The sequence below is a fragment of the Undibacterium sp. GW821-FHT07F11 genome (assembly GCF_059418665.1).
Map to the genome: position 1 here is coordinate 305,800 of NZ_JBWKQH010000008.1, position 15,564 is coordinate 321,363.

Sequence of the window (15,564 nt, forward strand, 5' to 3'; positions counted from 1 at the left end):
AAATCAACCGCGTGGATGATGCAAGGCATGCAGCTTTTTTAAACGCTCACGTGCCACATGTGTATAAATTTGGGTCGTTGAAATATCTGCATGGCCAAGCAATAACTGCACGACCCGCAAATCGGCACCATGATTCAAGAGATGCGTGGCAAAGGCATGACGCAAAGTATGGGGTGACAAATGAGTAGTGATATTTGCCTGCGTCGCGTATTTTTTTATAAGTATCCAGAACATCTGCCTGGTCATGGCGCCGCCGCGTGCAGTGACGAACAGGGCATCATCAATCTGCCCATTCAGGATAGCTGGCCGCCCTTCGCGCAGATAGCGCTCCAGCCATGCACGTGCCACTTCACCAAAGGGAACCAGCCTGGTTTTGTCGCCTTTGCCAGTGATACGCAGGACGCCTTCATTCAAACCGACTTCTATCGAGCGCAAACCTACCAGTTCGCTGACACGCAAGCCACAGGCGTACAATAATTCCAGCATGGTCTTATCGCGCAAGCCATGCGGATTTGTGTCATCCGGGGCCTGTAGCAAAGCCACGACCTGGGCTTCGCTCAGGGTTTTCGGTAAACGCTGCCCCTGTTTGGCCGAGCGCAATTTGGTGCAGGGATTTTCACTGATCAAATTTTGACGGAACGCCAGCAAATAAAAGCGTTTGAGTACACTCATGCGCCGGTTGGCAGAACTGGCTTTAGATGTTCCATGTTTGACCGCAATATAATTGCCTATGTCAGCATGATTGACTTCATACAAATGTTTGCTTTGTTCTTTATGCAAATGTTCAGCAAATAAACGCATGTCACGGCGATAAGCTTCTATGGTGTTTTTTGCAAGGCCATCCTCCAGCCACAGTGCATCACAAAACTGGTCGATTTGCGCCGTTAATTTTTCAGGCAAGATTACAGGTAGCTGCTTTACTTCCACAATGCTTCCTGGGTAAAACCTGGCACACCTTCATGGGTCAACAACCAGCGCTTCACGCCAAGGTGGAACCCTGTTTCATCATCATGATGAGCAAAACCACCCAGGCCACCAGCTGCAGTGACACGATGACATGGGATCACCAACGGGTACCAGTTGGCACCACAAGCCTGGCCAACTGCACGCGGTGCAGAGCGTATGTATTTGGCAATTTGGCCGTAGGTCAGCACCTGACCACGCGGTATGGAAGAGATGGCCTGCCAGACCTTACTCTGAAACAAAGTACCCGCCTCTTTCAAAGGCAGGTCAAATTGAAAGTCCGGGTTTTGCAAATAGGCAGATATCTGTTTGGCAGCTTTTTCAGCCACTTTGTCAGTGGGCGCCTTTTCCTGGAAGCGTGGTGGCAGATAGACCAGCTCGCTTACCTTCTGGTCTTCACAGCGTATGCCGACGGCACCAAAAGGTGCTTCGACGATGGCGGAAAAAAAACCTGCTTCCTTGGATTCTTTAGATTCTTTGTTCAACATGATTTCCTTTTTGACAAAAGAAAAAAGGCGCATCATACGATGCGCCCTTAAAACATCTTTCGCGTTTTCGGCTGTTTAGCGTATGCGATTTTTTTAAATTTATCACATCCGCTCAGCTTGTAGTAAAAACGCGCGTCTCCTCAGTGTGTACGGTATTGTTACCGTTATTTTGCACTACCGCCTTTTAAACCTGTGTGCCTTTTTCTTCTTGTTTTTGTCTTGCAGAATTCTGAACTGCCGTGAATATAGCATGACAAGTTTTGGCTTTCAAAATAAAAATGATACAAAACAGTGCATTGTTGCAGATATGTGAAAATCGATCATAAACCTAAAAAATGTGCTAGGCAACACCAATTTAAATTCTGCCAAAATAAAAAATGCCGTATTTCCTTGCGGGAAACACAGCAATTTCTTTTAAACTTTGGTCAGTTTACTTTGTTTAACTTATTTGCAAAGCAAATTTGACAAGCCTGTGATAGCAGGCGCTGCGTAAGCAATAAGCAAAAGCCCCAACACCTTCGTCGCGAAGCATGGCAAAACGGCTACGGTTGCACAGTTTATTCACCAATTTGGGGACTCTGAAAAATGGCTGCCTGGGCCTTACATAAAGCCTGCCTGCTACCAGAGCACCTCTATTTGCAAGCTTGAAAATAAAAAAACCACCATGACAAAGTCATGATGGTTTTTGATTACTCAGAAAATTATTTGAAACCCAGTTTGACGGCTTCTTTGTTGACGTTGGCAATCAGGTCTTTACCTATACGTCCTTCCATTTCTTTTTGTACAGGTAACAAGGCCTTGCGCCATTCAGCTTTTTCTTTGTCGGTCAGCACATAGACTGCCGTTTTTCCAGATTTCTTAACTGCTTCCAGTGCGTTGTCATTTTCTTGCTGGGCAATCGCGTTCGCATACTTGGTTGACGATTTCATCGCTTCATCCAACTGTGCACGTATATCTGCTGGCAAACCATCCCAGAATTTTTTATTGACGATGACTGCATAACCAAGATAACCGTGATTGGTTACAGTGACATGCTTTTGCACTTCATGCATTTTTTGCGTATACAGATTGGATGGCGGATTTTCTGTGCCATCAACAACACCCGTTTGCAAGGCTTGATAAACTTCAGAGAATGCCAGCACCTGAGGATTGGCACCCAGAGCGCGCATTTGTGCATCCAGTACCTTGGATGATTGTATACGCAGCTTTTGTCCCTTCATATCCGCAGGCAAATGCATGGGTTTGTTGGCGGACATGACCTTGAAGCCATTGTCCCAAAAGCCCAGGCCGATGATGCCCTTGGGCTCCAGCTTCTTCATGAGGTCTTTGCCGATTGGGCCTTCGGTCACTGCGTACAGCACATCTTTGGAAGGGAAAATATACGGCAGGTCAAAAACTTCAAATTCTTTCACGCCCAGCGGGCCAAATTTGGCCAGGGAAGGTGCCAGCATTTGCACAGCACCCAATTGCAGTGCTTCCAGTTCTTCTTTATCTTTGTACAGGGTGCTGTTGGCATAAACTTCAACCTTGACGCGCCCCTTGGTGGCTTTTTCAGCCAATTCCTTGAAGCGCTCGGCAGCTTTGCCTTTAGGCGTATCGTTGGAAACCACATGACTGAATTTAATGACGATAGGTGCTTGCGCAAATGCAGCACCACTCACGAGGGAAGCGGTCAACAGGGAAAACAGCACTGACTTCAGTTTCATATTTGTCTCCAGACGTTTTTATGGATTGTTGCACTGATTATTGCAAGGTAAGCATTATCTGCCAACTGTGGAAAACCACAAGTCTGGCCATGGCAGCACAGAAATGACATTGCCCCAGCCATTTGATCGAAAAATTATTATACTTATACCTATTCCATGCATGAAATATGGCATTGAAAAACCATCATAGCTTTATCAAAGTTCGCCAGCTTTGTTTTTTGCAAAAGTATACTGTATGACACAATGTGGAAAACCACAGTTGTGGCAGCTGCATTGCTACTTGAAAATGGGAAGCAAAATAAAAATTAATTCTTACAATACGGGGACCTTATGAAGCAAAAATCCACATTGCTTAGCTGAAGCCCGCCAGTCGTCCTGACTTGCGGTAGCGATACGGAATGCAAAATTGTAGCTTGTGACGATAGCAGCAGATCGCTCCACAATGCGCTACAAATATTATCTACCCGGATCGGCACCAAGGCATATTTAAACAAAATACTGCCTGTCTTTTCACAATCGCGTTATTTTTTCCAAAGGGATCCTGCCATGAAATTTCTCGATCATCTGGAAGAGTGGATTATCGCTGCCCTTATGGGTGGTGCAACGTTCATCATCTTCGTCTCTGTTCTCCATCGTTACGGTACTGGCTTCAGTATTCCAGTGGTACAGGATTGGCTACTGTCCCTGCACTTCAGCTGGGCGCAAGAGCTTTGCATCATCATGTTCGTCTGGATGGCCAAGTTTGGTGCCGCCTATGGCGTAAGAGCCGGTGTGCATGTGGGCGTTGACGTGCTGGTAACCCGCCTGCCTGCAGAATGGCGCAATGCGACTGTATATACAGCACTGGTCTGCGGCATGATCTTTACCGGTATCATCGGCACACTGGGCCTGACTTTTGTATGGGAGAACGGCATGCATTATGCAGTTTTCAAGACACTGGGCCTCTCCATTACTGAACTGACTGAAGGCCCGACCACACCAGATCTGGAATGGCCAACCTGGATAGTCTATTCCGCAGTCTGGATGGGTTCTTATCTGATGTGCTTCCGCTTTATTCAGGTCGCACTTATCTTTTATCGTACTGGTGATTTGCCTGTGCATGACCATGCCCATGTAGAAGGTTTGAGTGAAGAAGAAAGCGCCATTCAATTACAACCTGCAACGGCTACAGCAGCCGCAACAGCAACTAAAGGAGGTGTGTAATGAGTGCCGCCATTGATACACTGGGCATCAAACAGATGTCAAAACAACGTGCCACCATCGTCTTGTGTGGCATAGCCCTGGCACTCGGTGCCATGTGCATGTTCGGTAAAATCGGTATCGTGTTTGCCCTGCTGATTGCCCTGATGCTGACCGGCATCCCGGTCTCTATTGCCCTGGGTCTGACAGTATTGATGTTCATGTACCTGCTCACCCAGGTGCCGATTGAGGCGGTGGCCCTGAAACTGTTCACCGGTATAGAAAAGTTTGAGATCATGGCGATCCCTTTCTTTATCCTGGCCGGTAATTTCCTGACGCATGGCGGCGTTGCCAAGCGCATGATCAATTTTGCAACCAGTATGGTCGGCCACTGGCATGGTGGTCTGGCGCTGGCAGGTATCATTTCCTGCGCCATGTTTGCGCTGGTATGCGGTTCCAGCGTGGCGACTGTGGTGGCGATTGGTTCCATCATCCTGCCAGCCATGGTCAAACAGGGCTATCCCAAGCAGTTTGGCGCAGGTGTCATCATCACTGCCGGTTCCCTTGGTATCCTGATGCTGCCATCGATTCCCAAGGTAATTTATGCAATTTCTACCAATACCTCTATCGGTGCCTTGTTCGTAGCGGGTCTGTTCCCGGGCATGCTGCTGACGGCCATGCTGTGCGCCACTACCTGGTATCTGGCCAGGAAGCATGGCTACCCACGCATGAAGAGAGCGACCTGGGGTGAGCGCTGGAAGGCATTCCGTGAAAGTATCTGGGGCCTGATGCTGGTCGTGATCATCATCGGTGGTATCTATAGCGGTATCTTCACCGCTACCGAAGCCGCCGCCATGAGCGCCGTGTACGCTTTCTTTATCTCAGTCTTCGTGTACAAGGACATGAAAATAGCGAACACGCCCAAAGTGCTGGTTAACTCAGCTGCGCTGTCGGCCATGCTGCTGTACATCATCACCAATGCGGTCCTGTTCTCCTTCCTGATGGCGCATGAGAATATTCCTCAACTCATGGCTGACTGGATCCTGGGCAAAGAACTGGGCCAGGCTGGCTTCCTGTTCTTCACCAATATCCTGCTGCTGCTGGCTGGCAATGTCATGGAACCATCCTCGATTATCCTGGTGATGGCACCTATCCTGCATCCTGCAGCCATACGCCTGGGTATTGATTCAGTTCACTTTGGTATCCTGATTGATGCCAATATGGAAGTCGGGCTCTGTCACCCACCGGTAGGCTTGAACCTGTATGTGGCCAGTGGCATTTCAAAAATGAGTATTACCGAGCTGACTGTTGCGGTCATGCCCTGGTTGTGCACTATGCTGGTCTTCCTCGTCATTGTCACGTATTGGCCGGGGCTCTCCTTATGGCTGCCACGGGCCATGGGAATGATGTAAGCAAATAAACGAAGTAAAGGGCCAGAAATGCACATATTTCTGGCCCTTTGACTTTCCAACCTCAACTATCACTCTTTGTAAGTGATCTCATGATCTGAAACAACAAGCCTTAAACATGCATCAATTAACCCTGTCAGCAATTACCAGGCTGCGATAAACTCGTTTTTATGAAAAGTCGCCACCGTTCCCAATCCTGGCCCAATCAAAAATGGCGCTGGATTATTCCTATTTTGCTGTTGCTGTTATTTTTGTCCACGCTGATCTGGTTACCGTGGCAGGCGCAACGCATGGAAGCCAATGAGCGTCAGGAACAACTGATCGCTGATTCGCTGTGGGTGGAACAGGCCATACAATTCCAGCTCAACCGCAATGACGAAGTCTTGCGCCAGATAGGCAATGAAATCAAATCGTCCAAACTGCAAAAAGATGCAGTGCTGGAGCGCTTCCGTACCATACTCAAGAACAACCGCGAAATCCAGCGCATAGCCTGGTACGACGCCAATAATAAAATACTGGTCGATACCCGCGAAGTCATTCCAGCAAATAATGACAGGCTGCCCCTGCCCCATTTTGAATTTGGTGAACTCGATGTCAGTGAGGAAACCATCTGCCGCAAGCCTGTGCTGGAAATCAATGCCAAGAATGCCTATCTCATGCATTGCCAGATCCCCCTGATCAAGGACGATCGCAGGATAGGCAGCATGATGATCAGTTATCGCATGAATGCCATCCTGGAAGAACTGGTGCCCTGGTGGTTTGCCCAGGACAACCAGATCACCATCACTGATATCGACGACCGCATCCTGGCGGAACGCAGTGCCGGTGGCAGCGGTAAAAACGTCTACACCCATAGCCGTGCCTGGGAATTGCCCAGCCTGAGCCTGGTATTGCGTACCAATAGCATCAAGACTGAACCCAAGCTCTTGTCGAACCTGCTGGTGCTGTCGGTCATTTTGCTATCGATAGGCCTGATCTGGAGCCTGCTGGCCCTGTGGCGCGATATCAACCGGCGGCTGGCGGCTGAAGGTGCATTACGCAAGCAAGTCACCTTCCGTACCGCCATGGAAAATTCCCTGGTCACCGGTTTGCGGGCCCGCGATATGGAAGGCCGCCTGACTTATGTGAATCCGGCTTTTTGCCGCATGGTGGGTTTCCCGGCAGAAGAAATCATAGGGCGCATGCCGCCCATGCCTTACTGGGCACCGGAAGCCATAGAAGAATACCAGCAGCGCTTTACCCAATTATTGGCTGGCACAGTGCCGTCAGAAGGTTTCGAAACTACGTACCAGCATGCCAGCGGCGAGCGTATTCCGGTACTGATCTATGAATCTGCACTGATTGATGAGCAGGGCAAGCAGGCGGGCTGGATGAGTTCTATCCTCGATATTTCTGAACTCAGACGGGCGCAGGAACTGACCCGACAACAGGAAGAGAAACTGCATACCAGCGCCAAACTGGCCACCATGGGCGAGATTGCATCGATGCTGGCGCATGAACTGAACCAGCCACTGGCAGCGATTTCCAGTTACACCACTGGCGCGGTCAATCTCTTGCAGGCCGGCATGATAGACCGTAGCCTGTTTCAGAGTGCGCTGGAAAAAGTTAATGCCCAGGCCCAGCGCGCAGGCCAGATCATACGCAGCGTGCATGAATTCGTAAAAAAACGCGAAGCCGCCCGCGAGCCCCTGCAAATTGCCGACCTGGTACAGAGCGCTATGCCGCTGGTGGAATTACAGGCGCAGGCCAGCCATGTCGCCTTGCAATGGAAGGTAAGACCCAAGCTGCCATTGGTACTGGCTGACCGTGTCCTGCTGGAACAAGTGCTGCTGAACCTGACCAGGAATGGCATAGAAGCCATGCAAACCACCGCACCAGAAAAACGCATATTGCGGGTGGAGGCGGCGCTGGATGAGAGCAGCCAGCAAGTTATCGTCAGCGTAACCGACAGAGGGCACGGTATACCGGCTGAAGTGGCAGAAAAACTGTTTTCACCGTTTTTCACCACCAAGTCTGCCGGCATGGGCATGGGCCTGAATATCTGCCGCACCGCGATCGAATTCCATGGCGGCAAGCTCTCACATCATGAAAATCCAGCCGGTGGTACTATTTTCCAATTCGCTTTGCCAATCCAAGACTATCCGAGCGCAGCAACATGAGTGCGCCAAACAATAAACAGGAGATCACATGTTACATATCATTGATGATGAAGAGGTCATACGCGACTCTTTATCCTGGCTGGCCAGGTCCAGGCAAATTGCCGCGCACAGCTACGAAAGCGCAGAAAAATTCCTGACCGCACTCGACAAGCCCCTGATCTTTGACACCCAGGGCGATTGCATCCTGCTGGACGTGCGCATGCCCGGCCTGACTGGCATCAATCTGTTTGAGATGCTGGCAGCCAGACAATTGACCAAACGCCTGCCCGTCATCTTCCTGACTGGCCATGGCGATGTGCCCATGGCGGTGGACACCCTCAAACGCGGTGCCTTTGACTTTTTTGAAAAGCCCTTCAATGACAACAAACTCATGGACAGAGTGCAAGAAGCCCTGGCCATCTCGCGCCAGGCAGGTTCAGCCGCACTGGTGCACGACCGCCTGGCCAGCCTGTCGGCCAGGGAAAAAGAAGTGCTTGACCTGATCTTGCTCGGCAAAATGAACAAGGTCATCGCTGATCAGTTAGGCATCAGCATGCGTACTGTAGAAGTACACCGCGCCCATATTTTTGACAAGATGCAGGTCAAGACTGCAGTAGAACTGGCGGGATTGCTGAAATAAAGAACGATGTCGATTTTCACCCTGCTCTTCCCCGACTTCAGTCTGATACTCATCGGTTTTCTGTTGGCGCGTCATGCGCACTGGGGCGGGCATTTCTGGGCCGGGGTGGAAAAAATCGTCTACTTCATCATGTTCCCCGCCCTGCTGTTTTATACGACATCACGCACCCGCTTTGATTTTCATTCAACGGGTCATTTGCTACAGGTCGCCTTGATCACCACGGCTTGCGGCATGTTGCTGGGCTGGCTGGCCAAATTCATGTTCAAGACAGCGCCCAGGATATTTGAATCCGGTGTGCAAACAGCATTTCGCTTTAATTCCTATATCGCCCTGGCAATCGCCTCGCGCCTCGCGGGTGAAGAAGGGACAGCATTGATGGCCTTGCTGATTGGTTTCCTCGTACCACTCTGTAATATGGGCGCCGTGTATGCCCTCGCCCACAACAGCGGCAGGCTCATGAAAGAAATCGCCAGCAACCCGCTTGTTGTCGGCACCGCCAGCGGCGTGCTGTTCAGCGTGCTCGAAATCCCCATGCCAGAAGGCATAGCAGCCACCCTGTCGCGCCTTGGCAATGCCTCGATTGCGTTGGGTCTGCTGGCAGTTGGCGCAGGCATGCGTCTGTCCGGCCTGCGTGAAGCCAAGGGCATCGCTGCCTACTTCTTATCGGTGAAGCTGCTGGCCCTTCCCCTAATCGCCCTGTTTTTGGGGCGTTGGTTGGAATTGCCACCGCTGCAATTGCAGATCGCCGTAGTCTTCTGCGCCCTGCCTACCGCATCCAGTGCCTATGTACTGGCAGCGCGCATGGGTGGCAACGGGCCGTTTGTGGCCTTCCTGATTTCTGCGAGTACGGTATTGTCGGTGCTGACTTTGCCGGTGTGGTTGAGTTTGGTGAGATGATCGTCAAGGAAAAATTAAAGCAGCAATATACCGAGCGGCCGCATTGACGTTGCTGTTGACTTTGGGGTTGTTTTTGACTCTGTTGCTGTTTTTGACTTGCAGCAAAGGGGACCCCGGAGGGGCAGCGACGCCTCGGTCGCCTTTTCTTTGGATACTTTATTTTGGCGAAGCAAAAGAAAGTATCTCGATTGCCGGGTCGAGACCCGGCTTGTGTCCACGAAGGACAATCGTTTTACACGCGACAAAAGTACACAACAAACGCCACTGGGCTCCTGCCTTCGCAGGAGCGACGAAATTACCATTACGGTTTATTAGCTCTGGATACGATGGACTAACTATCTACTCTATGCCGCTCCAAAGCCCACACCACATGCTCCCTCACCATCTCTGAAGGATGAGTCAAGCGTGCCTGCAAGGCCGCAACGATTTCAACATTCCCCGGCATACTAACCGCTGCATTCCCCAAGCCAACCGCAATATTACGCAACCAGCGTTCATGTCCAATGCGCCGTATCGGGCTCCCCTCCAGCATGCGCAGGAATTGTTCTTCAGTCCAGGCAAACAAGTGCACCATGCGGGCATTGTCGAGGCCATTGCGGACAGAGAAATCGTCAACGGCGGCAGCCTGGGCAAATTTGTTCCAGGGACACACCAACTGGCAATCATCGCAGCCATAGACGCGGTTGCCGATCAAGGGGCGCAATTCCACTGGTATGCTGCCGTGCAACTCTATGGTCAGGTAAGACACGCACAAGCGCGCATCAACGGTATAAGGCGCAACTATGGCCTTGGTCGGGCAGACATCCATACAGGCGCTACACTGGCCGCAATGCTCGCCTACCGGCTCATCGACAGGCAAGGGAATGTCAATCAGGATTTCCCCCAGAAAGAACATGGAACCAGCTTCGCGGCTGAGTAACAGACTATGTTTTCCGCGCCAGCCCAAGCCAGCCTTAGTTGCCAGCGCCACTTCCATAACGGGGGCAGAATCGGTAAAGACCCTGTAACCGAAGGGGCCTATGGCTTTTTCTATGCGTTCAGCCAGTTGCTGCAGACGGGTGCGCAAGACTTTGTGGTAGTCGCGGCCACGCGCATACAGTGAAATCACGGCCTTGTCTGCCGCCTGCCCCTGCTCTTCAGCGCGCCAGCTTTCTGTCTTGGGCAAATAATTCATGCGGGCAGAAATCACCCTGACCGTGCCTGGTACCAGCTCTGCCGGACGGGTGCGTTTAGTCCCATGACTTGCCATATAGGCCATTTCACCATGGTAGCCCGCATCCAGCCAGGCCTGGAAGCTGCCTTCTATATGCGACAGATCGACATCACCTATGCGCAGCTCGGCAAAGCCCAGCTCCTTGCCCCACAGGCGTATTTGCCCGGCCAGGTCGGCGAGGGCTGTGCTGTCCAGACTCACGCGCCCGCCCCTCTGTAGTACACAGATTGAGGGTGTTGTGCTATGTTAGGCAGATTCATGAATAGGAAACTTTGCAGGAAATGTCACATTATAAGACCACACTCGCCGATGAAGCAGCGACCCAGGCACTGGGTAAATGCCTGGCGCATGCGCTGACACCGGGCATGAGCATCTTTTTGCATGGCGACCTGGGTGCAGGCAAGACTGCCCTGACCCGCGCCATGATCCATGCAGCTGGCCACAATGGCAACGTCAAAAGCCCGACTTATACCCTGGCCGAACCTTACCAGGTCACACTCAAGGGCCAGGCTGTCACCATCATGCATTTTGACCTGTATCGCATGATCAGTGCAGATGAATTTGCCGAAGCAGGCTTCAGGGAAGAGTTTAATGACAGCAATATCTGCGTCGTTGAATGGCCAGAAAAAGCCGATGGCGTACTGCCAGAACCCGATTTGAATGTATTTTTGCGCGTCGCCGGTAACGGTCGTGAGGTAGAATTGCACGCGTTGTCTGCTAAAGGTATCGCATGTCTCGCATCACTCAAGTTCGCCCCGAATCTGTAAGCCCTGAAAGTACGTCTGGTACTGATACAGTGCGCTCCCAAAAACGCCGCGTCCTGCTCAAGGCAGGCGGTACTCTGCTGCTCTCTGTCCTGGCACCTGCTGCCAATGCGGCGCAGATACTGGCCGTGCGCGTCTGGCCTGCAGAAGACTATACCCGCGTCACGCTGGAAAATGACAGCGAGCTCAAAACCAATCATTTCGTGCTGAAAGACCCGTATCGCCTGTTTGTCGATATCGAAGGCCTGGAGCTGAATGCCAAACTCAAGGAGCTGGTTGCCAAGATCAAGTCGAATGACCCCTACATCAAGCAAGTGCGCGTGGGCCAGAACCGCCCGAATGTCGTGCGCCTGGTGTTCGATCTCAAAGAAGAAGTCAGCCCGCAGGTATTTACCCTGCCACCGGTGGGTAATTACAAGCACAGACTGGTATTCGATCTTTATCCGTCCAACCCTACTGACCCTTTGGCGGCATTGATAGAAAAAGGGGAATGGAACAAGGAACCCGGTGCCATCAATCAGGCTCCGGTGGCGACTGCCAACCCGGCAGATATACTGGCGGGCAAGAGTGAGTCAAAAGTTGAACCAAAGCCAGAAGTCAAACTTGATCCACAACCAGAAATCAAACCCGGTGCGCCAGCCATAGAAAAGCAGGAAAAACCGGTACAACTGACGCGTATGATCACCATCGCCATTGACCCCGGTCATGGTGGGGAAGATCCCGGTGCCATAGGCCGTGGCGGCAGCCGTGAAAAAGACGTGGTGCTGGCGATTGCCAAACGCCTCAAGGCCAAGATAGAGCAACACCCGAATATGCGTGTCATGCTGACACGTGACTCTGATTATTTTGTGCCACTGAACGTCAGGGTACAAAAAGCCCGCGCCGTGCAGGCAGATTTGTTCATGTCAGTGCATGCAGATGCCTTTGTTAATTCCAGCGCACGTGGCTCATCGGTATTTGTCTTGTCAGAAAAAGGCGCAAGCTCGACTGCTGCCCGCTGGCTGGCAGATAAAGAAAATGCCGCCGACCTGATCGGTGGCGTCAACATCAAGACCCACGACAAACAACTTGCCAGCGTCTTGCTCGATTTATCGACAACGGCACAAATCAATGATAGCCTGAAGCTGGGCAAGGTCGTACTCAGTGAGATCAGCGGTATCAACAGGCTGCACAAGGGTTCGGTTGAACAGGCTGGCTTTGCGGTATTGAAAGCCCCTGATATCCCCAGCATCCTGATAGAAACCGCCTTCATTTCCAACCCGGAAGAAGAAGCCAAGCTGACCGACAATGCCTACCAGGATCAACTTGCAGATGCCGTCATGAAGGGCATCAAGAAATATTTTTCCAAGAACCCGCCACTGGCAAAAAACCGCATGACCTGATGTGTTGTGCAGGTACTTAATAACTGCAAAGCTTTTGTACCTTGTGCAGCGCATTTTCCAGCGCATCCAGCGGTATGGAACCCAGTGCCAGACGCAAGGCTTGTGGCGCATTGGCTCCAGCAGAAAAAGCATCTGCCGTGCTGACCATGACGCCTTGCTTCGCCAGTTCTACGGTAACTTGGTCAGCACGCACGCCTTCGCCCAGACTCAGCCATAAATAATATGACGAAGGATGCGACCTGACATCGCAGCCCTGCAAAACTGTGCGTGCCAGGCGTTGACGCTGTCTGGCATCCTTGCGCTTTCTTATTTCCAGTTCATCGACTGCACCTGTTTCTATCCACAGGCAGGCCAGTGCGATCATCAATGATGGCGTGTTGCCTGAGGTGACGCGGATGGCAGTTTCCAGTGCAGGTATCAATGCTGTTGGCGCTGCCAGCATGCCTATGCGCAAACCCGATGCCACGCTTTTTGACAGGCCAGAAATATACACGGTCTGCTCAGGCGCATAAGTGAAAACAGGTTTGGGTGCAGGCTCTGCCAGGAAGGCATATGCCCCATCTTCTATGATCAAAAATTGATACTTTTGCGCCAGTTGCGCAAGTTGCTTGCGTTCCGCATCTGTCATCACCGTGCCCATGGGATTGTGCATGGTGGGCATGACATACACGGCACGCACTGGCCGTCGTTTGCACAGCGCAGTCAGGGCTGGCAAGTTCAATTTGCCCTCTGCCAGCGGCAAGGCTTCTACATCCAGCCGTGCAGATTGCGCCAGGGTTTTCATGCCGGGGAAAGTCAGCGCATCCATGACCAGAATATCTCCCGGTGCCAGCAAAGCCTGCACAGTCACCGCCAGCGCCTGCTGTGCACCGTTGACGATGAGTACCTGCTCTGCAGGTAAACGCAAACCGCGGTTGCGTAAATGGCGGGCGATGATCTGTCTTTCATGCGGGCGGCCACCTTGTGGCGCAGCATGCAGCAAGGCATCCAGGTCACCTGAGCTAGCGATTGCGCGCAAGCCTTCGCGCAGCATTTCATCTTGCCCTGGCAAACACGGGTAATTGAAGATCAAATCCACCGCACCAGATTGCAAGGTCTGCTGTTCCAGTCCCAGTCCACGCGGCAAACTGGTATCGCGCACAAAAGTCCCCCGTCCCATTTCACAGGCAACCAGACCATGCGTCTCCAGTTCAGTGTAGACACGTGACGCCGTTGCCAGCGCAATGCCATGCTCCTGCATGAGCTTGCGCTGGGTCGGCAACTGAGTGCCGGGGCGCAATTTGCCGCTGCGTATGCGGGCAGCATAATCATCAACAATAGATTTATAGCGAGCCAGGGCCATAAGACAGGAACATGAAAGTATCTAGAACAATTTTTTTACTGTATCAGATCAAAAGACTACACTGCCTGCATCTTTTCAGCAACCACCAGGACAGCTACCATGATCAGCCTGACTACCCTCGCCACCTTCAGCATTGCTGTCTTGCTTTTACTATGTTCACCCGGCCCGAATATGGCCTTTGTCATGACTTGCGGCATGCAATATGGTGTGCGTGGCGGCATCGCTGCCGCATTGGGCATAGGTGCAGCAGACATCATCCTCACGCTGCTGACCGCCTGCGGTATCACTGCCATCATCACGGCATGGCCACCATCGTTTGACTTGATACGTTATGCGGGTGCGGTGTATTTGCTGTGGATGGCTTACAAGGCGCTACGTAATCCTGGTTCAGCAATACCAGCTACTGCTCAGGCAGTGCCGCTGCGCACGGTATTTGCCCGCTCCTGCCTGAACAGCCTGCTCAATCCCAAGGCCTTGTTATTCTTCATGGTGTTCTTGCCGCAATTTGTCGATGCACAAACAAACTCAGTCACACAGCAATTGCTGTTACTCGGTCTAACACTGACCATCATCAGCTCAGTCTTTCATGCCTTGCTGGGCAGCTTTGGCCATGTCATCCGGCATGCATTGATGCGCCATGCCAAAGCCGCAAAATTGCAGGCGCGCATACTGGCGGCAGTGCTGTCCTTGCTGGCTTTGCGTTTGCTATTGATGACGCGCTAAGGCTCTGAGTACTGCATCTTACTTTTACTTTGTGAAACTTCTCGTGTGCTATGATTTGTTGATAATTTCTTACCTCATACAGACGGAACAGCAGACATGGCAATTAAAAGTATTTTGAACGTCACAGCGCTGGCAGGCGTCAAGTTGACCAGCCGTATTATTGGATACACGGTTTTTGGCCTGATTTTCAATCTCGTCCTGTTCCTGTATTTCTCCAACAGCGGGTCACGCCACAGTGGCTTGATGGGGGCGTTGACCTTGTTCGCCCCTATCGTCTATTTTTTCATAGGCCAAAAACAGGGTGCAGCCGCTGCCTTTCATTTCATCGTAGAAAAACATGGTGAAGACCTGTCCCGCTTTGTCATGGGCAAGTTGCTCGATGCCTATCCAAACATACTCGATACGGCGCAAGCCAAAAGTGCCGTCATCCAGGAAAAACTCAGCGCCCTGATCGCCACGCTAAGCGAGCAATCAAGAATCAACAAAGCCATTTTCAGCGGTTTGATGAGCAAATTCGACTTTGTCGCCGTCGCAGCACGTGTCATGGAAAAAAATGCAGCCGTCGCAAATGGCAGCCGTGAAGAAACCGTAAATGGTATCGCCGCCGCGATCAAGGCAGAATTTAATACGGATGATTTAAAACCGGATTTGCGCATCCCGGCCATGCTGGTGGGCGGCAATTTTGTGCTTGTGTTTATTTGTGCGAAGTTTTTGTGATAG

The 15,564-nt window shown here is 51.6% G+C and carries 14 protein-coding genes; 9 read left to right on the top strand and 5 right to left on the bottom strand.

Translation table 11 applies throughout. The features are described from left to right. Positions 1-3: 3 nt before the first annotated feature. The 3 genes from xerD to AC07OI_RS20935 form a co-directional block, all read right to left on the bottom strand. On the bottom strand, positions 4-927 hold the full coding sequence (xerD, locus tag AC07OI_RS20925; protein WP_495258585.1) for a site-specific tyrosine recombinase XerD: 924 nt from the start codon (positions 925-927) through the stop codon (positions 4-6). After that, positions 918-1,451, bottom strand: coding sequence for a methylated-DNA--[protein]-cysteine S-methyltransferase (locus AC07OI_RS20930; protein ID WP_492706393.1), 534 nt, complete (start codon positions 1,449-1,451; stop codon positions 918-920). The genes xerD and AC07OI_RS20930 overlap by 10 nt, the downstream gene beginning before the upstream one ends. A 701-nt stretch (positions 1,452-2,152) precedes the next feature. Continuing rightward, positions 2,153-3,157 carry a TRAP transporter substrate-binding protein gene (locus AC07OI_RS20935; RefSeq protein ID WP_492706392.1) on the bottom strand — a complete coding sequence of 335 codons (1,005 nt, stop codon included), beginning with the start codon at positions 3,155-3,157 and terminating at the stop codon, positions 2,153-2,155. 546 nt (positions 3,158-3,703) lie between these two features. Between AC07OI_RS20935 and AC07OI_RS20940 the strand changes: the two genes are divergently transcribed. From AC07OI_RS20940 to AC07OI_RS20960, 5 genes are all read left to right on the top strand, one after another. Further along, positions 3,704-4,360 (top strand): TRAP transporter small permease, encoded by a 657-nt coding sequence (locus AC07OI_RS20940; protein ID WP_492706390.1) that lies wholly within the window; start codon positions 3,704-3,706, stop codon positions 4,358-4,360. A gap of 98 nt (positions 4,361-4,458) precedes the next feature. Continuing rightward, entirely contained in the window at positions 4,459-5,748 is a 1,290-nt protein-coding gene (locus tag AC07OI_RS20945) for a TRAP transporter large permease (RefSeq protein ID WP_492706827.1), read from the top strand. Positions 5,749-5,915: 167 nt separating this feature from the next. After that, positions 5,916-7,904: a sensor histidine kinase gene (locus AC07OI_RS20950; RefSeq protein WP_492706388.1), complete on the top strand. Its 1,989-nt coding sequence runs from the start codon at positions 5,916-5,918 to the stop codon at positions 7,902-7,904. 28 nt (positions 7,905-7,932) lie between these two features. After that, positions 7,933-8,523 carry a response regulator transcription factor gene (locus AC07OI_RS20955; protein ID WP_492706386.1) on the top strand — a complete coding sequence of 197 codons (591 nt, stop codon included), beginning with the start codon at positions 7,933-7,935 and terminating at the stop codon, positions 8,521-8,523. Between the two features lie 6 nt (positions 8,524-8,529). Further along, positions 8,530-9,420 (top strand): AEC family transporter, encoded by an 891-nt coding sequence (locus AC07OI_RS20960; RefSeq protein ID WP_492706385.1) that lies wholly within the window; start codon positions 8,530-8,532, stop codon positions 9,418-9,420. A 331-nt stretch (positions 9,421-9,751) separates the two neighbouring features. Here AC07OI_RS20960 and queG read toward each other — a convergent pair whose 3' ends face one another. Continuing rightward, the gene (gene queG, locus AC07OI_RS20965) at positions 9,752-10,834 is read right to left on the bottom strand and encodes a tRNA epoxyqueuosine(34) reductase QueG (protein WP_492706383.1); all 1,083 of its coding nucleotides are present in this window, start codon (positions 10,832-10,834) and stop codon (positions 9,752-9,754) included. Positions 10,835-10,914: 80 nt separating this feature from the next. Here queG and tsaE point away from each other — a divergent pair, with 80 nt between their 5' ends. Together tsaE and AC07OI_RS20975 are read left to right on the top strand one after the other, a co-directional pair. Beyond that, positions 10,915-11,400 carry a tRNA (adenosine(37)-N6)-threonylcarbamoyltransferase complex ATPase subunit type 1 TsaE gene (gene tsaE / locus AC07OI_RS20970; RefSeq protein WP_492706381.1) on the top strand — a complete coding sequence of 162 codons (486 nt, stop codon included), beginning with the start codon at positions 10,915-10,917 and terminating at the stop codon, positions 11,398-11,400. Further along, complete coding sequence (locus AC07OI_RS20975; protein ID WP_495258586.1) at positions 11,364-12,779, top strand: N-acetylmuramoyl-L-alanine amidase; 1,416 nt, start codon at positions 11,364-11,366, stop codon at positions 12,777-12,779. The genes tsaE and AC07OI_RS20975 overlap by 37 nt, the downstream gene beginning before the upstream one ends. 16 nt (positions 12,780-12,795) lie before the next feature. Here AC07OI_RS20975 and AC07OI_RS20980 read toward each other — a convergent pair whose 3' ends face one another. Next, complete coding sequence (locus AC07OI_RS20980) at positions 12,796-14,121, bottom strand: aminotransferase-like domain-containing protein (RefSeq protein WP_495258587.1); 1,326 nt, start codon at positions 14,119-14,121, stop codon at positions 12,796-12,798. 99 nt (positions 14,122-14,220) lie between these two features. Between AC07OI_RS20980 and AC07OI_RS20985 the strand changes: the two genes are divergently transcribed. Together AC07OI_RS20985 and AC07OI_RS20990 are read left to right on the top strand one after the other, a co-directional pair. Further along, on the top strand, positions 14,221-14,844 hold the full coding sequence (locus tag AC07OI_RS20985; RefSeq protein WP_495258588.1) for a LysE family translocator: 624 nt from the start codon (positions 14,221-14,223) through the stop codon (positions 14,842-14,844). Positions 14,845-14,940: 96 nt separating this feature from the next. Further along, complete coding sequence (locus AC07OI_RS20990; protein WP_492706373.1) at positions 14,941-15,561, top strand: hypothetical protein; 621 nt, start codon at positions 14,941-14,943, stop codon at positions 15,559-15,561. The last annotated feature ends 3 nt before the right edge of the window (positions 15,562-15,564 follow it).